This is a genomic window from Corynebacterium sp. ACRPF (genome assembly GCF_022347395.1).
GTDB lineage: Bacteria > Actinomycetota > Actinomycetes > Mycobacteriales > Mycobacteriaceae > Corynebacterium > Corynebacterium tuberculostearicum_D.
Map to the genome: position 1 here is coordinate 1 of NZ_JAKRNB010000018.1, position 19,044 is coordinate 19,044.

The 19,044-nt window shown below is 59.5% G+C and carries 18 protein-coding genes, 1 tRNA gene and 1 other RNA gene; 6 read left to right on the forward strand and 14 right to left on the reverse strand.

Annotated features, from left to right (window positions below):
• Positions 1–451: 451 nt before the first annotated feature.
• The 5 genes from ssrA to ftsE form a co-directional block, all read right to left on the reverse strand.
• Positions 452–832: a transfer-messenger RNA gene (gene ssrA, locus MHX61_RS08825) on the reverse strand.
• Between the two features lie 62 nt (positions 833–894).
• On the reverse strand, positions 895–1,251 hold the full coding sequence (locus MHX61_RS08830; RefSeq protein WP_005326504.1) for a DUF488 domain-containing protein: 357 nt from the start codon (positions 1,249–1,251) through the stop codon (positions 895–897).
• A complete protein-coding gene (smpB, locus tag MHX61_RS08835; RefSeq protein WP_005322310.1) occupies positions 1,244–1,747 on the reverse strand; it encodes an SsrA-binding protein SmpB in 504 nt (167 codons plus the stop codon). Before smpB ends, MHX61_RS08830 begins: the two co-directional genes overlap by 8 nt.
• Positions 1,748–1,791: 44 nt before the next feature.
• Entirely contained in the window at positions 1,792–2,694 is a 903-nt protein-coding gene (gene ftsX, locus MHX61_RS08840) for a permease-like cell division protein FtsX (protein ID WP_239194211.1), read from the reverse strand.
• Positions 2,691–3,380, reverse strand: a complete 690-nt coding sequence (gene ftsE, locus MHX61_RS08845; protein ID WP_204609863.1) for a cell division ATP-binding protein FtsE — start codon at positions 3,378–3,380, stop codon at positions 2,691–2,693. The genes ftsX and ftsE overlap by 4 nt, the downstream gene beginning before the upstream one ends.
• 108 nt (positions 3,381–3,488) lie before the next feature.
• Here ftsE and MHX61_RS08850 point away from each other — a divergent pair, with 108 nt between their 5' ends.
• On the forward strand, positions 3,489–5,108 hold the full coding sequence (locus tag MHX61_RS08850) for an AbgT family transporter (RefSeq protein WP_239194212.1): 1,620 nt from the start codon (positions 3,489–3,491) through the stop codon (positions 5,106–5,108).
• An 83-nt stretch (positions 5,109–5,191) separates the two neighbouring features.
• Here MHX61_RS08850 and prfB read toward each other — a convergent pair whose 3' ends face one another.
• Entirely contained in the window at positions 5,192–6,295 is a 1,104-nt protein-coding gene (gene prfB, locus MHX61_RS08855; protein ID WP_204609865.1) for a peptide chain release factor 2, read from the reverse strand.
• 60 nt (positions 6,296–6,355) lie between these two features.
• Between prfB and MHX61_RS08860 the strand changes: the two genes are divergently transcribed.
• On the forward strand, positions 6,356–7,192 hold the full coding sequence (locus tag MHX61_RS08860; RefSeq protein ID WP_204609866.1) for an inositol monophosphatase family protein: 837 nt from the start codon (positions 6,356–6,358) through the stop codon (positions 7,190–7,192).
• A complete protein-coding gene (gene hisN, locus MHX61_RS08865; RefSeq protein ID WP_239194213.1) occupies positions 7,185–7,967 on the forward strand; it encodes a histidinol-phosphatase in 783 nt (260 codons plus the stop codon). Before MHX61_RS08860 ends, hisN begins: the two co-directional genes overlap by 8 nt.
• A gap of 235 nt (positions 7,968–8,202) precedes the next feature.
• On the opposite strand, the gene MHX61_RS08870 is transcribed toward hisN, so the two are convergent.
• Positions 8,203–9,291 (reverse strand): S1 family peptidase, encoded by a 1,089-nt coding sequence (locus MHX61_RS08870; protein WP_239194214.1) that lies wholly within the window; start codon positions 9,289–9,291, stop codon positions 8,203–8,205.
• 149 nt (positions 9,292–9,440) lie between these two features.
• Between MHX61_RS08870 and MHX61_RS08875 the strand changes: the two genes are divergently transcribed.
• The gene (locus tag MHX61_RS08875; protein ID WP_239194215.1) at positions 9,441–9,884 is read left to right on the forward strand and encodes a DUF1990 family protein; all 444 of its coding nucleotides are present in this window, start codon (positions 9,441–9,443) and stop codon (positions 9,882–9,884) included.
• Between the two features lie 66 nt (positions 9,885–9,950).
• On the opposite strand, the gene MHX61_RS08880 is transcribed toward MHX61_RS08875, so the two are convergent.
• The 7 genes from MHX61_RS08880 to MHX61_RS08910 all read right to left on the reverse strand — a co-directional run bounded on the left by MHX61_RS08880 (position 9,951) and on the right by MHX61_RS08910 (position 17,666).
• Positions 9,951–10,679 carry a kinesin gene (locus MHX61_RS08880; RefSeq protein WP_239194216.1) on the reverse strand — a complete coding sequence of 243 codons (729 nt, stop codon included), beginning with the start codon at positions 10,677–10,679 and terminating at the stop codon, positions 9,951–9,953.
• A gap of 24 nt (positions 10,680–10,703) precedes the next feature.
• Positions 10,704–11,516, reverse strand: a complete 813-nt coding sequence (locus MHX61_RS08885; RefSeq protein WP_239194218.1) for an ABC transporter ATP-binding protein — start codon at positions 11,514–11,516, stop codon at positions 10,704–10,706.
• 2 nt (positions 11,517–11,518) lie between these two features.
• Entirely contained in the window at positions 11,519–12,502 is a 984-nt protein-coding gene (locus tag MHX61_RS08890) for an iron ABC transporter permease (RefSeq protein ID WP_239194220.1), read from the reverse strand.
• Positions 12,492–13,454 carry an iron ABC transporter permease gene (locus tag MHX61_RS08895; RefSeq protein ID WP_150850478.1) on the reverse strand — a complete coding sequence of 321 codons (963 nt, stop codon included), beginning with the start codon at positions 13,452–13,454 and terminating at the stop codon, positions 12,492–12,494. The genes MHX61_RS08890 and MHX61_RS08895 overlap by 11 nt, the downstream gene beginning before the upstream one ends.
• Positions 13,454–14,329, reverse strand: a complete 876-nt coding sequence (locus MHX61_RS08900) for an ABC transporter substrate-binding protein (RefSeq protein WP_239194222.1) — start codon at positions 14,327–14,329, stop codon at positions 13,454–13,456. Before MHX61_RS08900 ends, MHX61_RS08895 begins: the two co-directional genes overlap by 1 nt.
• Before the next feature lie 151 nt (positions 14,330–14,480).
• Positions 14,481–14,557, reverse strand: a tRNA-Met gene (locus tag MHX61_RS08905).
• A 151-nt stretch (positions 14,558–14,708) separates the two neighbouring features.
• Entirely contained in the window at positions 14,709–17,666 is a 2,958-nt protein-coding gene (locus MHX61_RS08910; RefSeq protein ID WP_239194256.1) for a UPF0182 family protein, read from the reverse strand.
• 123 nt (positions 17,667–17,789) lie between these two features.
• On the opposite strand from MHX61_RS08910, the gene MHX61_RS08915 reads away from it, so the two are divergent.
• Both MHX61_RS08915 and MHX61_RS08920 read left to right on the forward strand, forming a co-directional pair.
• Positions 17,790–18,326 (forward strand): PPA1309 family protein, encoded by a 537-nt coding sequence (locus MHX61_RS08915; protein WP_005322346.1) that lies wholly within the window; start codon positions 17,790–17,792, stop codon positions 18,324–18,326.
• 46 nt (positions 18,327–18,372) lie between these two features.
• Positions 18,373–19,044 (forward strand): beta-N-acetylglucosaminidase, encoded by a 672-nt coding sequence (locus MHX61_RS08920; protein ID WP_239194225.1) that lies wholly within the window; start codon positions 18,373–18,375, stop codon positions 19,042–19,044.

A 19,044-nucleotide genomic window follows, 5' to 3' on the forward strand; every position in this document is an offset into this window, starting at 1 on the left:
CAACCATGCACACAAAAAATAAAAAGTACATTGGCACACTATTGAGTTCTCAAACATCATCCGCACACCACAAAAAATTAACCTACCGTTAACCTCTCGTTGGCGGCTCGTACAAACTTACCCAACTCAATGAACCCTGTCAAATCATCGAACCAAGTCCGTACGAAATTCGCTCAACAGTAACCTCCCGGCTACCTCGCGGCGACTTCGATTAATGTAGTCCAACCCCGCCAAACAACACAAACCCGCAGTACAGGTCGGATTTTTCGGGGCTTTTCCGCACTACATGCCGACTACTCCGCGCCAGTAGGCAGGATTCGGTGGGCGACTTAAGCCGTATAGAAGGCCCCAAGTCCACTGCGAGATTGCCTCCTCTCAGTGCTGCAGGAGAGGGTTCGCAGATCTAAAAGCCATTGCATGGAAAAAGGCCCCCGATTTCTCGGGGGCCTTTCGGTGGAGCTGCCGGGAATTGAACCCGGGTCCTTCGTCACCTTGCCAGGGCTTCTCCGTGCGCAGTCCGCACAGAATCTCTGCTCGGCCCTCCGGATCGGGCGAACACGTCCGGATGATGGGCCCAGTCACCAGTAAGAGTCCCGACTGGTCCTGATGACACAGCCAGCCGGCTAGTTCCTTAGTCGATGCCAGGATCTAGGTCAGGAACGAAACCTAGGCTGACAGACACGCGTCGCTGTATTTAGGCAGCGAGGGCGTAGTCACGCTGAGAGTTCTTCTCTGCGTTTATTGGTTGCTACGACGCTTATACGGTGGTCGTTAGCCTGCACCGGCACGCTTCCCCTGGCGCAGTGCACGAAGTCGAAACCAAATCAACCCCATGCTGTAGGGACGGGATAGTGCATCTTCCCTACGGTTCGTTCAACCCTACCCCACCCGCTTTTATTTCCTCAAGTGCTCCTCTAACCATTCCTTGAGGACCACCGCATGGTTGACCGTGCGGTTGGCGGCGGCGAAGAGGAGGGTGGCGTCGGCAAGCGCACGCAGCTGGGCGAGCTCGTCGGAGTCATTGTCATCGAGCTCGGCCTTGTAACGGCGGGCAAACTCGTCGAAGCGATCCTCGTCGTGGTTCCACCACTTGCGCAGCTCGGGGCTCGGCGCGACGTCCTTGAACCACTCGTCGTAGGCCAAGTCACTCTTGGCGACGCCCCGAGGCCACATCCGATCCACCAGCACCCCAGTGCCATGGATGGTGTCCTCACCCTTTACTACGTCGTGAACCTTCGCCGTCTTAAACATTAATGCCCTTCACGCGGCGGCCGAGCTCGCGGGAAATTTCGCGGTCTTGGTCGCGACGCTTAATATCCTCTCGCTTGTCATAGTCCTGCTTACCTTGAGCCAGCGCGAGCGAAAGCTTCGCGTAGCCATTCTTGAGGTAGACCTTGAGCGGGACCAAGGTCTTATTGCCGTTGCGCACCTGCCCGTAAAGCTTGTCGATCTCGCGGCGGTGCAGCAAAAGCTTGCGGGTGCGCCGCGGGCTGTGGTTCGTCCACGAGCCCATGGAATATTCCGGAATGTGCAGGTTACGCAAGTACACCTCGCCATCGTCGATGGTAGCGAAGGCATCATTAAGCGAGATTTTTCCCTCCCGCAGGGATTTGATCTCGGTGCCGAGCAGGACGATGCCGCACTCGTATTCCTCGAGGATCTTGTAGTCATGCCGGGCCCGGCGGTTAGTAGCGAGCGTTGCCTCGCCGGACGCCGCCTTCTTATTCTTCTTGCCCTTCTTAGCCATAATTATGGCAGTGTAGTGCCCTTTTAGCCGGCCCGGCAAACGGGCTATTTGCGCACATAGGACCGCAGGGCGATATGTGCTGTGACGGCGGTGACCACCAGCGCCAGCAAGCCCACGAGAGGCAGGGCAATCCAGAGGTCGCCAGACTTCATGGGGGCGAGCAGCTGGGATTCGTACAGTCCCTGCAGGGATGGGTCTACCACCTGGGATTTGCCCAGGAAAATCCCGGCACCACCCAAGACCACGCCGATGAGCGAGGCCAGCACTGCTTCCAGTACGAACGGCGCCTGCGTCATCCACCGGCTCGCGCCCACCATGCGCATGATTTCCGTTTCGCGGGTGCGGTGGAACGCGGCGATCTGCACCATATTGGCCACCAAGAAGATGGCCGCCACGGACATCACAATAGCCAGCACAAAGGTGGCATTGCGGATAGAGTCCAGGTTGCTTGCGGCATCGCGCACTTCTTGCTGCTGGTCGACGACATCCTCTACCGCCGGGTTATCCCTAATCGCATCGATCGCAGAAGCGTCTTCTGGATCCTTCAGGCGCACGTGGAACGCTGCCGGCAGCGCATCGGGCGAGGTTTGTTCCACCATGACGGGGTCGGTGTCTTGGAAGAGTTCCTTGAATCGCTCATAGGATTCCGCGCGGTTGCGGTATTCCACGGACTCGACGGAATCATCCGCGTCGAGCTGTCCCTGGAGATCCGCGCAGGCCGGGGTCACGCAATCCTGGTCACCAGCGGAAATATCCTCGTTAAGCTGGACCATAACCTCAACGCGGTCGAGGTAGATCTCCTTGGTGTCCTTGGTCAGGTTGGTCACCATGATGCCGGCAACAACGAGGCCTACCGCAATAGCGGTGGTGATGATCATGGCGATGGTCATGGTCAGGTTGCGGCCGAGACCCTTGGTGGCCTCGCGGAAAATAAAACCTAGCTTCATGCTTCCCCCTCGTACGTCGCCTCGTGCTCATCGCGCACGAGGACTCCATTGCGCAGCTCCAGCACGCGCTTGCGTGCCCCATTGACGGCGCGGGCATTGTGGGTGGACATCACCACTGTGGTGCCACGGCGGTTGATGCCCAGCAGCAAGTCCATGATCTCGTCGGCGGTGGAGGGATCGAGGTTGCCCGTGGGTTCGTCGGCAAGCAGCAGCTTCGGCCGATTGACCACCGCACGCGCAATGGCCACGCGCTGCTGCTCGCCGCCGGAAAGCTCGTGCGGATAAGCATCGCGGCGATCCTCTAGGCCCACCAGATCCAAGACTTGCGGGACCGAGGTGGAGATGCGGTACTTGCTCTTGCCAATAACCTCCAGCGCAAAGGCCACGTTTTGGTACACCGTCAGCTTGGGCAGCAGGCGGAAGTCCTGGAAAACATAGCCAATGGACTGGCGCAGCACGTTAATCTGCTTGCCGGAAAGCTTGTTGACGTGGAAGTCATCAAAATAAATATCGCCCTTGGTCACATTGCTATAGCGCACCATGAGCTCCAGGAAAGTGGACTTACCGGAGCCGGACGGGCCGATGAGAAAGGCGAATTCACCATCAGCGATCTCGAAAGACACCCCATCGAGCGCTGGGCGAGACTCGGCGGAGTAGGCCTTAGTCACGTTGTCGAATCTAATCACGCGAATCACTGTAGCAACTAAAGTTGACACCACGCTGTGAACTGTATTTAAGTAATGTGGTCTAAGACACTAATTTGTTCCGACCGATCGACAGGAAGTGCCGATACAATGGCCGAAACCGAAACTAAAGAAAAACCACGTTCTGCAAGCGGCTTCCTGGGCACTGTAGAAAAGATTGGCAATAAGCTGCCGGATCCATTCTGGCTCTTCGTCATCCTCGCAGCCATAGTCGCTGTGACCTCGTGGCTGGGGCACCTCATTGGCATGACCGCTGAGGACCCCAAGACCGGCGAGACCATCGAAGTGGAATCCCTGCTGACCACCGAGAATATCTCACGCATGGTTACTGATGCAGTGGAGAACTTCACCAGCTTCCCGCCGCTCGGCGTCATCCTTGCCGTGATGCTCGGCGTGGCCGTGGCGGAGCAGTCTGGCCTGCTTTCCGCGTTGGTGCGCGCGATGGTGACCAAGGTCAGCGCCAAGATGCTGACCTTCGTGGTGGCACTGGCCGGCGTGACCGGCTCCGTGGCCTCTGATGCCATTTACGTCATCCTGATCCCGCTGGGCGCAATGGCCTTCCACGCCGTGGGCCGCTCCCCCATCGTGGGCGCGATGGTGGCCTTTGCGGCATCGTCTGCCGGCTTTAATGCCTCGCTGATTCTGAATATCACCGACCTCCTGCTCGCGGGTATTTCCACCCCGGCCGCGCAGTTTGTGGCCCCAGAATATGAGGTCAGCCCACTGGCCAATATCTTCTTTGTCATCCCTTCTGCCGTGGTGCTCTCCCTCATCATTACCGCGGTCACGGAATTCCTCATGGTCAAAAAAGCCCGCGAGCTCGTGGACCACGACCACATTAATTACGAAGAGGTGTCCTTCTCCAAGGCCGCCGGTGGGGCCGGCGCAAATTCAGAGGAGGATGAGGAGTACGACTTCACCGATGATGAAGAGGCGATGCGCATCAAGCCCAACGAGCAGCGCGGTCTGATTGCTTCCGGCATCGCGCTCGTGCTCTTCCTTGCCGCCTTCTTTGCCCTGCTCTTTATCCCCGGCTCCCCGCTGGCAAGCCAAGGGGATAGCTTCATGGAGTCGCCGCTCATTAGCGCCATCGCGGTGCCGATCGCCTTGGCATTTTTGGTGTGCGGCATCGTCTACGGCCTGGTGGCAGGCACCGTGAAGTCTTTTGCTGATGTTCCGGAGTTTATGGCCAAGGGCATCGAGACCCTCGTTCCCATGCTGGTCCTCTTCTTCGCCGTCGCCCAGTTCCTGGCTTGGTTCGAGTGGTCCAACCTCGGCGTATGGACTGCGATTAAGGGATCCGAATTGCTCCAGCACTGGTCCCTGCCGCCTCTAGTCATGTTTGCGGCACTCGTGGCCATGGTTGCACTGCTCAACCTCTTCATCACCTCCGGTTCCGCCCAGTGGGCCCTGATGGCCCCGGTCATCGTGCCCATGATGATGTATGTGGGCGTCTCGCCTGAGGTTTCCCAGATGCTCTTCCGTATCGGCGACTCCCCAACGAATATCATCACCCCAATGTCGCCCTACTTCGCCTTGGCGTTGACCTTCCTGCAGCGCTATTACAAGCCAGCAGGCGTGGGTACTTTGATGTCGCTGGCGCTGCCCTATTCCCTCTGCATGATCGTGGGTTGGTTCGCCTTCTTCGTCATCTGGTACCTCATCGGCATCCCGCTGGGACCGGGCGCGCCGATGGACTACGCGGGTTAAGTCCATAGAGATCAGGCCGAACTGAGGATTTTCTCCCCTCAGTTCGGCCTTTTCACGTTCAATTCAGCCCGATCAGTATGGACCTAAGCTTGATCTTCTTGTTGCTGCATGCGCCAGCGGATACCGGATTCAAGGAAGCCATCGATATCGCCATCGAGCACCTTGGAGGGATCGCCCACCTCAAAATTGGTGCGTAAGTCTTTGACCATCTGATACGGGTGCAGCACGTAGGAGCGCATCTGATTGCCCCAAGAGGCGTTGCCACCGGCGCCCAACGCATCGAGCTCAGCTTGTTCCTCCTGACGCTTGCGCTCCAGTAGCTTTGCCTGCAGCACGCGCATGGCCGAGGCCTTATTTTGAATCTGCGACTTTTCGTTCTGGCAGGTCACCACAATGCCGGTGGGAATGTGGGTCAGGCGCACCGCCGAGTCGGTGGTATTGACAGACTGGCCGCCCGGACCAGAAGAACGATAGACATCGACGCGCACCTCTGAATCCGGCACCTCAATCGAGTCAGTCTGCTCCACCACCGGAAGCACCTCTACCTCGGCGAAGGAGGTCTGGCGCCGCCCTTGGTTATCAAAGGGCGAGATGCGCACCAGGCGGTGCGCTCCCTGCTCCACGGAGAGCTGACCGTACATGTATTCACCGTGGACGACAAAGGTCGCGGACTTGATACCGGCCTCCTCCGCATAGGAGATGTCATAGACATCAACCTTGTGGCCGTGCTTTTCCGCCCAGCGCGTGTACATGCGCATGAGCATTTCGGCCCAGTCGGCCGCGTCCACACCGCCGGCACCGGAGCGGATATTGATAACCGCCTCACGCGGGTCATACTCACCAGAAAGCATGGTGGTGACCTCCAGCGATTCGATGGCAGACTCCAAGGAATCGAGCTCATCATCCGCCAGGGAGGTATCGCCCTCTTCTTCCGCGAGTTCGTACATCACGGGCATGTCCTCTAAGCGCCCGCGCAGCGATTCCAACTTGCGGACCTTGGCCTGCGCTGCGGAAAGCTCGGAGGTGATCTGTTGCGCGTGGGCGGGGTCATCCCACAGGGATGGGTCGCCGGCTTGGGCCTCTAGTTCCCGAATGCGGGCAGCCAAAGCCTCCGGGTCCATGACCTTCTCGATGGTGGTCAGGGTGGTTTCCAATTGCTTGAGCCGTGCTGTTACTTCGGGACGCATAGGCCCCAATCCTACCCACCCGGCCGGCATAATTAGCCATCGGCCGCGTTTAGGGTGACAATGGTGGGCATGGATCAAAAGCCGAGCTTGCAGGAGATGATCGACGCGGTCATCAAGACCTTCATTGTCGCGCACGCGGATGACGGGGATGCGCACCTTGCGCAGGCCCTTGTCTATAACGCCGGCCGCCTGGCCTGGCGCTTGCGCGAGATGGGCGTCGACGTAGAGCAAAAGACTTCTATCTCGGATGTTGTTACGGATGCGGACAGGGCGGCCGAGCGCTTCGTTGCGGGCGTGCTCGAGGCCGTGCGTCCGGAAGACGGCATCCTCGGCGAAGAGGGTGCGGCACGCGAGTCCGAGTCCGGCCGGACCTGGGTCATTGACCCGGTCGATGGCACCTACAACTTTTCTTCTGGCTCCGATTATTGGTGCTCTGCGCTCGCGCTTACCGACGCCACCGGGATCACCCTCGGCGCCGTCCACCGCCCCGCCATGGGCTATACCTGGTTCGGCGGCCGAGACTACCCCACTTCCCTCGACGGGAAAGAGGTGGCTCGTCTAGAGGAGAAGCCGGCCGAGCAGATTTCACTATCCACGTATCTGCACCCAACCTCGCTGGTGGATGCGGATATCCGCGGGGCATGGCAGCGCGTGGCGGAAAACTTTGCTACAGTCCGTATGCTCGGTGCCGGTTCTGTTGACCTGTCCTCCGTGGCCGATGGCACATGGGGCGCATGGATGCAGCATTCGGTGGCGGATTGGGATTGGTTCCCCGGCAAAGCCCTCGTGGAGGCGGCCGGCGGTGCTGCCCGCAAGGTAGAGGCCGGCGGCGTCGAATGGTGCTTGGCCGGCAATAAACAGGTAGTGGATCAGATGGAGGATTGGCTCCGTGGGTAAGTTCAAAGAAGACTTGGGCCTCGCGCTCGAGCTGGCGGGCCATGCCGATGTAGTGACCATGCATCGTTTCGAGGCCTCGGATCTTTCCGTCAAGGAAAAGCCGGATATGTCTCCCGTATCGGATGCGGATCTCACCTGTGAGAAGCAGATCCGCGAATCCCTTAAGCGCTCCCGCCCGCGCGATGAAGTGCTGGGTGAGGAATACGGCGGCGAGGCCTGCTATAAGGGCCGCCAGTGGGTCATCGATCCCATCGACGGCACCAAGAACTTCGTGCGTGGCGTCCCCGTATGGGCCACGCTCATCTCCCTTTTGGAAGATGGCGAACCGGTAGTTTCGGTGGTTTCCGCACCCGCCCTGCGCCGCCGTTGGTACGCAGCCAAGGGCGCTGGTGCCTTCCGCGTTTTCGGCGGCGAGCCGAAGCGCTTGAGCGTATCCCACGTGGAAAAGCTCGCCGATTCTTCGCTGGCCATGAGCTCGCTGACCGGATGGGCCGAACGCGGCCTGCGCGATCAGTTCCTCGCACTCACGGACAAGACCTGGCGCCTGCGCGGCTATGGCGATTTCTGGTCCTACTGCCTCGTGGCCGAAGGTGCGGTAGACATCGCCGCCGAACCCGAGGTGTCCTTGTGGGACCTCGCCGCGCCCTCCCTCATCGTGACCGAGGCCGGCGGTACTTTTACGGATCTGGACGGAAACCCTGGCCCCCACGGCGGATCCGGCGTCGCCTCCAACGGCCTGCTCCACAAGCACGCCCTAGCCGCAATACAGGGCTAGGAATTTCTGCGCAGCTGAAGTAACACGCACCTGCCACCCAGAGTTTCGCATCCGGGTTAGCGGCGGATGCGTGTCAATAAGGACGGCTGCACTATCGCGCGGCTCTCTGACTGGCTTCTGGATATGGCTCGCAAGTAATTCACGCTATACCCCACTGGCTGTGGTTTTAGCACCAGCCAAAGATGCACGAAGCCCGCTCCCCAAGGCTGGGAAAGCGGGCAAAGGTTTGGCGAGGCTAGTCCTCAGGCAATGTAAAGCCAGCACCTACGCCACCGCGACGGTTCATATCCGCCAAGACTGCATCCATGGTGTTTGCGGCGGTTGGGTTATGAACCGGCCCCTGCAGCGGGGTGCGGCACGGGAAATTCACCGGCAGGAAACCGCCGGTAATCGAGCCAATGAGGCGGCCGTTGGCAAACAGCGGTGCACCGGAATCGCCCATCATGGCGCATACCTGGTTAACCTGGATCTTCTTTGCCTGCTGATAGGTCACACCGCAGGTCTTTCCGGTGGCAACGCCCTGCTTGCACACCTGCTGGCCCGGCTTAACGCCGCCGCCCAACTCATTGACGGTTACGCCATTGTAGGAGCGGGAGACCTTGGCCTTAGAGCCGAACTCAATGACGGCGTAATCCAGGTCCTCATTCTTGGACACCACGGTGCCCGTCGGGCCAATCTGCTCCGAATCGGCGGAGGTGACCGAATCCCCCACGTTGCCGCAGTGCGCAGCGGTAAGCCCAACCTTGCGGCCAGCATTATCGTTGCCCGCCACAGTCAGGGTGCACATCATCTTCTCATCGACATAAACCGGGGTGCCGGGGCCATAAAGCGACTCGCCCTCATTCATGGCCGCAACAGATTCTTCTGGAATGCGTGGGGCATCAAAGAACGAGCCCGGCACGCGGTGCAGCACGTAGTCAGCCTGTGGCTTGCCCGCAGCTACCTTGGAAAATCCATCATTTTTCCACTTATAGTTTGGATTGGTTCCCTGCGGCTTAAACTCCGGCTGGGTGGCCTGTTCCGCTAGGCCGATGGGATTCGGGTTGGTCATCGGCTCCGCGTACTGCGCCTCCTGCACCGTGTGCTGCACGGCTTGCTGCGCGTTGCGCACAGAGGAATCCACGGCGTCGGTGACGTTCTTATCCACCTGCGGGGTTTGGATGCCTACCCCAGCCAGGCCATCTCGGACCTGGTCAATAATCCCTGCGGAATCGAAATCCGGTTGGGGCAATTCCTGGGCGCCTGCGGCCGGGGATCCCAGGAAAAACGCACCAGCGAAAGCCGAGCCCACCAGGACTTTCTTAAGGTGCGGAATGCGAAGCATCAAGGTACCTACTTTCAGTTGTCAACATCGTGCAAGCTCGATACTGGCACGAAAAATTTGTGGAATCAGCAAACTCCTGTGACTGTGTCCAAGCCGTTATATTTCTTCCAGAATTCGGGGGTAATCACCCCTCCCCTATCATTGGGCGCATGGTCACACCGCTGTCTTATTCCGATACTTCTGGCTTCCCGCAGCTGCACATGTCACGAGTCATCGACGCTGATTTTGATACCGCCGCGCACCGGCTTTTCCGCTGGTCAATCCAACGCAGCGGCCTTTTCCGCGTGCGCCCCACCCATGACGTTGTGGAGCTCGGCGCGGAGGTCACCATGGGCCTCGGCCCATGGGATTTTTGCTGTCGCGTGGTCGATGTCTTCCACGAAGACGGCCGCTGCGGGTTCACCTACGGCACCCTCCCCGGACACCTCGAGCGCGGCGAGGAAACCTTCACCCTTGAGCGCCTGCGCGATGGTCGCACGCTGCTGCTTATCGACGCCGCCTCCGAGCCCTTCCTCCCCTTCCTGCGCCCACTTGTGGACGTGCCAAGACGCCTGCTGATTAGCCGACTCTACCTCCGCACCTTGGACGATTAGCAGGATTGCATACACGACAAAAGCCGCCTCCCCGAACCCGGGAAAGCGGCTCAATCTCAGCGCTGGTTAGTTCTTGCGCTTGTCCTCAATAGACTCGCGAGCATCGCGGACAGCGCCCTTGACGCGGTCAAAGAAGCCGCCCTTCTTCGTGGACTCCTCTTGGTACTCGTGTGCCTTGTCCTCCACGAAGCCCTTAGCGCGCTGGAAAGCATCCCCGACGGCGCTACCAGCCTCGGATGCCTTGCCCTTTAGCTGATCCAGGCGCTCAGAGGACTGCTGCCCATTGACGTTGTCCTGGTTCGGCGCAGTAGCAACACGCTCTTCGTTTGCTTCGCCTACGATGTGCTGGCTCGGTGCGTAGTCCGAGTTACCCTCGTCCAACTTTTCCTGCAGATCTGGCTGCTGCGGCGCGGAGCCGATGTGCTCTTCCTGCGCGCCACCCACGATGTGCTGGCTCGGTGCGTAGTCCGAGTTACCCTCGTCCAACTTCTCCTGCAGGTCCGGCTGCTGCGGCGCGGAGCCTACATGCTCTTCGTCGGCACCAGCGACGACGTGGTTTTGCGGCTCGTACTTGCTGGCGGTCGATTCTGCATTATCTGCAGCCTGCTTGCCTACCGGCGTGGATAGGCCGGCAGCGCCCGCGGCGCCTGCCGCTGCAGCGCCTGCACCCGCTGCAGCCGCACCGGACTGAGCGGAGGTGCCAGACTTAGCTGCCGAAGACACGGAGTCTTCAGATGCCAGGTACTTGTATTCGTTGCGGTCCAGGTCGACTTCGTGGCCTAGGTTATTCGCCATTGCTTCGTACTCCTTTAAATAGATTTATCTTCTCCCCTCTAGGGTTCCAGAAAGTTCAGGAGCGTGCACGGAAATGGGTATGGGAAAGCGTCGACCGGTGGATGGATCAGTCATCTCTAAACACTCAACATAGAAGGTTTCGCGTACGAGTTCAGCGGTCATTACCTCCTCGGTAGGCCCTTCGGCCACAATGCGTCCCTCACGCATGGCTACGATTCGATCGGCATAACGCGCGGCATGGACCATATCGTGGACCACCATGACCACTGTGGTCCCAGCGCCATTGAGGTCTCGAACCAGATCCAAAATGGACAATTGGTGCGCGGGGTCGAGGTAAGTAGTTGGCTCATCAAGCAAGGTAATTGGTGTTTCTTGGGCCAAGGTCATGGCGAGGAAGACGCGCTGGCGCTGACCGCCGGAAAGGTCTGCCGCAGGGGCGTCGAGAAGCTCGCTCACCCCAGCACGCGAGGCAGCACGCTCAACCGCTGCATGATCTCCGGCCCGCATCGTCGCTAGCGCCCCTGTATAGGGATAGCGGCCGTAACCGATGACGTCGCGCACTAGTACCCCTTCCGGAGCCACGGGATGTTGTGGCAGAAAAGAAACTTCACGGGCAAAGGCACGCGAGGAATACTTGCTGATATTTTGGTCCGAGAGGTACACCGCGCCTGCGCTGGGCGTAAGCTGGCGGCCCAATGTCTTGAGAAGCGTCGACTTGCCGCAGCCATTCGGCCCGATCAGAGCGGTTACTTGACCACTGGATAAGTGAAGATTTACATCCTTGACCACATCGGGGCCACCGTAGCCCACGGTTAATTCGCTACACGTCAGGGTCATGTCTAGCCTCCGTTTCGCACTCGGGTCAGCCGAGTCAATAGGAAAATGAAATACGGTGCACCGATCAGCGCGATGAGCGCGCCAACGGGGATTTCCGTGGGGGCGAAGGCCCAGCGACCGAGCGTATCGCATGCGGTCACAAGGACCGCGCCGCCCAGGGCCGCCACGGGTATTTGCCGGCGCAGGTTCGCGCCAACAACCAAGCGAGCAGCATGTGGGACGATGAGTCCGGCGAAGCCCAAGACCCCGGCCGCGGCGACTCCCGCGGCGCCGAGGATGACGGCTAATGCTACTGCTATTAGGCGCCACATCTTGGTGCTCACGCCGATGCCGGCCATGGTCGAATCATCCAGCGCGAGCATATCCAGGTGTCTTGCCACCACCATCGAGACGGTTAGGGCGAGAAGGATAAAGGGGGCGACAATGGTGGCATCGCCAAGCGAGCGGGCGTAAAGCGAACCTTTCAACCATGTCATGGCCGCTCCTGCCTCTGGGGCGGCCCGCACCAAGAGCAATTCGGTGATGGCGCCCAGTCCAAAGGATACCGCCACCCCGGTAAGCGGCAGGCGCACCGGATCACTTGCCCCGCGTCCGGCGAGGAGAAGAACCACCCCAGTTCCCGCCAACGCGCCAATAAAGGCAATAAAAGTCAGCAGGTGGGCCGGCAGGGCACCTGCTCCCATAAGTACCGCAACGGCCGCGAGTCCGCCGCCGGAGGTAATACCCACCGTATCTGGTGCGGCCAGAGGATTGCGTAGCGCGGATTGCAATAGACAGCCAGAAACGGCCATGGCAATACCTGCGCAGATTCCCACCAAGATCCGCGGGGCGCGGTACTTCCAGATAAGCGGCTCTCCGGTAACGAAGGCGGTAATCACCTCGCCCGGCGGTTTCATCACCGCACCGACGCCCATGCCGATTATTGCGCTCAACGCCAACGCCAAGATGAGTCCTACTAGCACGCCAACAAATCTCTTATGCCGCATGCTTCCTCCTCCCCAACGCATGGACGGACCACAACACTAATGGCATGCCAGCCAAAGAAGTCACGATGCCCACTGGGGTCTCGGCCGGCGCCCAGATTGCCTGGCCAACCGAATCGGCCACCAGAAGCACCGCTGCTCCAACAATTCCAGCTACGCACAGCCCCATGCGGTGGTGCGGGCCGCACACCCGCCACGCTACGGTCGCGGCCATCAACCCCAAGAAGCCAATCGGCCCAGTTGCAGCTACGGCCGGAGCAATAAGCACTACCGCCGCCACAATGGCAGCCAACCGAATGCGCTCCGGCTTCGCGCCGACAGCACCGGCCACGGCATCGCCTGCTACGAGCAAGTCCAGCATTTTTGCACCGACTAAGGTCAAGGGAACCACGACCAGCACGGCAATCAGCGCCGGCATAATATCGTCCAAGCGCACACCCGCAAGCCGGCCCGAAAGCCATGACATCACCGTAGCCAGTTGAGCTTCATCTATCACCAAGAAAATGGAGGTCAAGGCGCTACACAGCGCGGAAACGGCAACGCCAACAAGCACCATGCGCTGAATGGCACCGCTCTTACCGACGCCCACCGTCACCCCCACAGCAATCCCCGCACCCAACAGCGCACCGGGTAACTGGTCAACACTCGAGGCTTCGCTTCCTATAAACATTGCTGTTGCTACTGCGCCGAGTGCCGCACCCGAGTTCACACCAGTGATGGACGGACCGGCTAGCGGATTCGCGGTTGCCGTGCGCAGTAATAACCCGCCGACCCCTAATGCGATACCGACGACCGTGGTGGCAAGGAGACGGTCAAAGGCCACGCTATGCAGCTCTTCTTCCAGCCACGGGGCATCAGCTGGCACCTGAACATGGCGAAGCCGCCACCACCACACGAAAGCGGCGGCAGCGGTTGCAAGGACCAGGCAGGAGCCGGCTTTAGTTCGTGGTGCCACTACTTTTCAGCGGCGATCATGTCATCGAGCATGTGCTCGGCGGAAAGCGGCCCGCGGGCACGCGACCAGATATCTTGGTCTACCTCTACGATGTCGCCGCTGCCCTTGACATAGGGCGTCTTTTTAAACGCATCGACGTCCTTATACATAAAGACGCGGTCAGCCTTCATGCCAGGGAGCTTATCGCCGGTCAGTTCCGCTACATCAGTCTTAGATTCGATGGATGACTTCTCACCTTCGAAGGCATAGTCATAGCCGACCTCACTTAGTAGCGACTGGGGGAAGGAAGGATTGACCCAGGTATAGAGCATCTCGCTGGACCACCCGGCCACAACAGCACGGCTGCCTGGCTTTACCGCGTCCTTGGTTTGAGCAATCTTATCCTCGATGCGCTGACGGACTTCTTTGGCCTTTTCCTCTTTATCGAGCTTGGCCGCGATCTCATCCATCGAGTCCAGCACGTCCGAGTAAGTCTCATCTGCGTAGGATTCGGTCTGCGCGATCTCTTCCAGCTGCGGCATGATATCGGCTTGACGGGTAGGGCTAGCCAGGATCAGGTCCGGCTCCAAGGACTGGATAATCTCTAGGTTCGGCTGCTTGGCCTGGCCCACAGAGGTCGCCTGACCCAGCTGGCCTTTCAAAGTGGTCGGTGCCTCCGACTTACCGATTTCCACGATTCCCACTGGGTCCACATCGAGGGCCTTGAGAATTTCCTCATAGCGCCAATCGAGCGCCACAACTCGCTCGATTTTCTTTTCTCCGTTTCCTTCCTTGGAAGAAGAATCAGAAGAACACGCAACAAGGCCAGCGCCTAGAGCTAAGGTGGCTACGAGCGCGATAACTGCACGCACATTCATGAAGTCTTTCTTTTGCATAGGCTTACCTTACCTAGGTAAGGGTTTGCTGTCTAGAGCCTGATTGCTACTTTCCCGCTACAGACCGTGTCGCCGCACGTTCACTAGATTCCGCCCAGTAAGCAAAAATAAAAAATGGCCCTCACCGGCGAACCGATGAGGGCCTGGAAGTTGGTAGCGGGGGCAGGATTCGAACCTACGACCTCTGGGTTATGAGCCCAGCGAGCTACCGAGCTGCTCCACCCCGCGTCGAGATGACTTCCATCATCTGCGCTTGAACAGTGCGTTAACACAAAGTGTATTCGCTCTGTCCCGGCGACTCATGTAACTATACATAGGGAAAGGCACCTACCCAAATCCGCTGGGCAGGTGCCTAATCGATCGCGATTATAAGCCGGAACTACTTGTCCGTCTTCTGATAAGACTCCACAGCCTTGTCGAGCTCATCCAGGGCGCGGCCGTATTCCTCGAAGGAGCCATCGCGCGCATCTTCAAGCCCCTTCAGGGCCTTGTTGATGTCATCGATGGCACCCGCCTCGTCGGAAGAAGACGGAGCGGAAGCCGGGGCCGAAGGCTTATCGTCCTTAGACTCGTTCTTCTTCTCCTCATCCTTGGCGCCGTCCTTGTCCTCGGAATCGCCGTCAACTTCCTCGATGTTCTGGGCAGACTTGGCGTCGATTCCCACCTGCTCGAGGGCATCGCCGATGGTCGGGGCATAGCCCACGCGGCCCTTATAGGACACGAGCACGCGCAACAGCTTCGGGAAGGCAGAAGCCTGGTCCTTGCGCTGCGAGTAAATCGGCTCGAGGTACAGGATTTCGCCGCCACCTACTGGCAGGGCTAGCAGGTTGCCGTTGTGCAGGTCATTGGTGCCCTCCCACAGGGTGCGGTCGCGGGCGACCTGGTCGGAGGACATCATCGCATCCTGTGCCTGCTTCGGGCCCTGGGTCTGTGTGTTGGTGGGCAGCACGCGCACGGTGATATCGCCGTAGTTTTCCGGTTCGGAGGATACGGCCATGTGCGCAGACAAGAACTCGCGGTTGAGGCCACGGTAAGACGTGGTCAGCTGGAAGGTCGGCTTGCCGGTTTCCGGGTCAGCGGCCATCACGTAGTACGGCGGCTGATTGAGCTGGCGGGATTCCTCCGCAGTGGGGTCGTTCGGCACGGACCAGAAGGCGTCGTTATTGAAGAAGACATTCGGGTCATCCACGTGGTAGCGCGCCAAGAGGTCACGCTGCACCTTGAACATATCCTCCGGGTAGCGGAAGTGCTGGCGCAGCTCATCGGAGATCTCCGCCTCAGGCTTAACGACGTCCGGGAAGACGCCCTGCCAGGCCTTGAGCACTGGGTCATTCTTGTCGAACTCGTAGAGGTCCACAGTGCCGTCATAGGCATCGACGGTGGCCTTGACCGAGTTGCGAATATAGCCGACCTTGTCATTGACCAAGCGCTGGGTGGTGCCATCGGGATTGAGGGTGTCTTGGGTGGCGTCGGAAAGCGAGGCACGCTGGGAGTAAGGCAAGGATTCCAGGGTGGTATAGCCATCCACAATCCACTTCAGGCGGCCATCAACCACGGCCGGGTAAGTAGCGGAATCGGTGGTCAACCACGGAGCAACCTTCTCTACGCGCTCGCGCGGATCGCGGTCATACAGCAGCTTGGACTCGCTGCCAACGCGGTCCGAGAGCAGGAAGTTCAGCTCGCGATACTTGGCGGCATACATGGTGCGATCAAAGATATTGCCAATGCCAACGCCGCCCTTGCCGTCATAGGTATAGGTGGAGCTATCGGTGTCGTACTCGACCGGGTTATCGCCGGTCTTGCCGGTAATCGCATAATCCATGCCATCGGCCGCGCCGGCAATGACCGGGCCGTAGTAGATGCGCGGCTGGTCTACCTTAATGCCAAGGGACTTCTCGGCGTCCTGGGTCTCGCCTTCGCCCTCGGACTCGCCGGCCTGGGTCTGCAGGTCAGACACGGTAAAGATGGGGAAGCCACCGCGGGCAGAACCTGCATCGCGGGCTACCTCGTCGACCTTATTGGCCTGGGCTGCCACAAAACCGTTGCCGTGGGTGTAGACGGTGTGGCGGTTAATCCAGTCCGACTGATTCTCCCGCAGCTCGTTCGGATCTAACTCGCGAGCGGCGACGACGAAGTCGCGCTTCTTGCCGTCGATCTCGTAGCGGTCCATCGACAGCGTCTCTGGGAAGCCGTAGAAGTTCTTCAGCTGCTGCATCTGCGTAAAGGTAGGAGAAAGGATCTCCGGATCCAGCAGGCGGAGGTTATTGATGGTGGCGTTATCAGAGGCCACCTTGTCATCGGAGACTTCCTCCCCGCCCCAGTTGTCTTCATAGGTGACGTGTTCATCCGTAAGCCCATAGGCATAGCGCGTGGCCTCGATATTGCGGGCGATGGATTCTTCTTCCTTCGCCTGGCGGTTGGGCTGTACGGAAAAGCGTTCCATCAGCAGCGGCCATGCCTGGCCAATGACCAGCGAGGACAGCAGCATCAGCACCACGGCCAGGCCGGGGATGCGCAGGTCCTTGATGACAACGGCCATAAACAGGGCCACGGCCACAAAGACACCAATGATCATCAAGATGATCTTCGCCGGCAGGTAGGCGTGAATATCGGTATAGGAACCACCGGTAAAGAGGTCGTGCTGGGTATTAAGCAGCTCATAGCGCTCCAACCAGTAGCCAATGACCTGGGCTACCATCCACAATCCGGCGGTAATCGCCAGTTGCAGGCGGGCGGGGTGGGAGATGGAGCCGCGCACACCGGCGGCTTTATTGCCAATGCGGATGCCTCCCAGCACGTAGTGGCCGAAAAGCGCGATGAGGAAGGCCAGGATCAACAAGATGGACAGGGTGCTGACCACCATCTTGAGAACTGGCAACGTGAAGGCATAAAAACCTAGGTCGTGGTGGAACTGGGCGTCTTGTTCGCCGAATTCCTGGCCGTTGAGGAAGAGCAGTACCGTGCGCCAATTGGACTGGCCGATGAAACCGGCGATGACGCCCACCACGGCGGGGATGACCTTGAAGAAGACGCCCATGGACTTCTCAATGGACTTGCGGTATTGATACACCGGCGAGTTCAGGTCTCCCAGGTCGAGCGAATCCGGGCGCCCGCGCCAAGCAAAGTAGCCAGCGGCCCACACCACTGCAGCGGCCACAAGGCCGAAGATGATAAAGAGGACTATCCGCGCAATAATCGCGGTGGTGAAGACGTTCCGGTATTCAATCGCACCAAACCACCTCCAATCCGTGTACATGCCCACGAGCATGGGGCCGAAGAACAAGAGGACGGCAATGATGGCCGCAATGATTGTCGCGACCCGCGGGGGCCGCTTCAACGGGGCGGCTGGTGTGGATGACCCTAAGGACAACGCCAGCTCCAATCAACTAGTGCGAATTTAAAACCTGTAGACTTCTTCCAGCTTAAGGAAGCAATACACAGATAACGAATAAGGATGTTCATGAGTTCCCCCGAATTATCACAGCCAGCTTTAAACCGCGCGATGACCGAAGCCGTGGAATTCGTCCACGCCGAAGGCTGGGACGCCCGCCCCACCATCTTCGCGCTGGTTCCCACCCACTTGGTAGCCGATCAGCTTGCCGCACTCGATGAAGAGGACGCCGCACCGCTTACCCTCATCGTGCAAGATAATGTGCCCGAAAACATCGAGCCCGGTTCAGAGCAGCTGGCCGATTATGTCTCCCGCCTGGCCTGGCCGCGAGAGGTTGCCGGCGTCATCTTGGCCCAAGAGATTAAGTTCCGCGATACCTCCAGCGAGGACCCCTCCCCTCGCCCGGCGCGCCTTTATTCCGGTGCGCTGCGCGAGGAAGGCATCGAAACCACGTTATTACAGCTGCGCCCCACCGAGGAAGAGCTGGAAGCGGCCGGCCCGTTCGCGGAAGATGACATCCAACTGCGCGGCGGCCCGCAGGTAGCTCCGGGGGTCATTGCGGCCTTGCGCTATGGGCTGAACCAAGACCCGGATGAACTAGATTAGACTGAAGTGACAATTCTTGCCTGCGACTAAGGAGCATTTTCCTACCGTGCGACGCATTACTCTCACTCGCCTGACCGCCACCCGCGCCACCGCAGCAGCGCTTCTGCTGGGTGTAGGCGTGAGCACTGCCGCTTGTTCCTCGGACGATGCCGCGCCTGCCGACGCCCCCGTGGAGACCACCACCGCCGGCGCCGAGTCCACCGCCCCTGCGGCGGATACCGCTGAGGAAACCAGCACCGCCTCTAGCTCCTCTTCCACCGTTGCGTCCAGCGCGGAATCGAGCGCGGCGGAAAGCTCGGGGGCGTCTGAGGGGGCGTCGGCAAGCAAGGAGCCCGGCAACGAAAAATTGGAAAAGTCTGTGTCCAAGGCCTATGACATCTTCGCACCCGTGGCACCACAGGAGCTCTTCGCGCAGTTCGACCGCTGCGATTCCACGGGCGGGGATGACTCTTATAACTGCTCTGGGCCGAAGGTAGGCCAGTTCCAGTTCTTCCGCTCGCACTCCAAGGCAAAGCAGACCACGCAGGTGCTTACCGAGCTGCGCAGCTCGCAGGTCATTGAAGATAGCGGTGACCGCGTTGTGGGCTGGTCCACGCTGGGCACCACCGCTGTTATTACCGTGGTGGACAATAAAGAAGGCATGGTCATGCAGCAGATGATCTCCTCCGACCAGGAAGACCCGGAAGAGAAGATCAAGGAGCTGGGCCTAGCTAAGTAG

Excerpts from the sequence above, each read along its gene's own strand:
- MHX61_RS08830 (WP_005326504.1), bottom strand. The coding sequence starts at position 1,251 with ATGTTTAAGACGGCGAAGGTTCACGACGTAGTAAAGGGTGAGGACACC.
- smpB (WP_005322310.1), bottom strand. The coding sequence starts at position 1,747 with ATGGCTAAGAAGGGCAAGAAGAATAAGAAGGCGGCGTCCGGCGAGGCA.
- ftsX (WP_239194211.1), bottom strand. The coding sequence starts at position 2,694 with ATGAAGCTAGGTTTTATTTTCCGCGAGGCCACCAAGGGTCTCGGCCGC.
- MHX61_RS08850 (WP_239194212.1), top strand. The coding sequence starts at position 3,489 with ATGGCCGAAACCGAAACTAAAGAAAAACCACGTTCTGCAAGCGGCTTC.
- prfB (WP_204609865.1), bottom strand. The coding sequence starts at position 6,295 with ATGCGTCCCGAAGTAACAGCACGGCTCAAGCAATTGGAAACCACCCTG.
- MHX61_RS08860 (WP_204609866.1), top strand. The coding sequence starts at position 6,356 with ATGGTGGGCATGGATCAAAAGCCGAGCTTGCAGGAGATGATCGACGCG.
- MHX61_RS08870 (WP_239194214.1), bottom strand. The coding sequence starts at position 9,291 with ATGCTTCGCATTCCGCACCTTAAGAAAGTCCTGGTGGGCTCGGCTTTC.
- MHX61_RS08875 (WP_239194215.1), top strand. The coding sequence starts at position 9,441 with ATGGTCACACCGCTGTCTTATTCCGATACTTCTGGCTTCCCGCAGCTG.
- MHX61_RS08880 (WP_239194216.1), bottom strand. The coding sequence starts at position 10,679 with ATGGCGAATAACCTAGGCCACGAAGTCGACCTGGACCGCAACGAATAC.
- MHX61_RS08885 (WP_239194218.1), bottom strand. The coding sequence starts at position 11,516 with ATGACCCTGACGTGTAGCGAATTAACCGTGGGCTACGGTGGCCCCGAT.
- MHX61_RS08890 (WP_239194220.1), bottom strand. The coding sequence starts at position 12,502 with ATGCGGCATAAGAGATTTGTTGGCGTGCTAGTAGGACTCATCTTGGCG.
- MHX61_RS08900 (WP_239194222.1), bottom strand. The coding sequence starts at position 14,329 with ATGCAAAAGAAAGACTTCATGAATGTGCGTGCAGTTATCGCGCTCGTA.
- MHX61_RS08915 (WP_005322346.1), top strand. The coding sequence starts at position 17,790 with ATGAGTTCCCCCGAATTATCACAGCCAGCTTTAAACCGCGCGATGACC.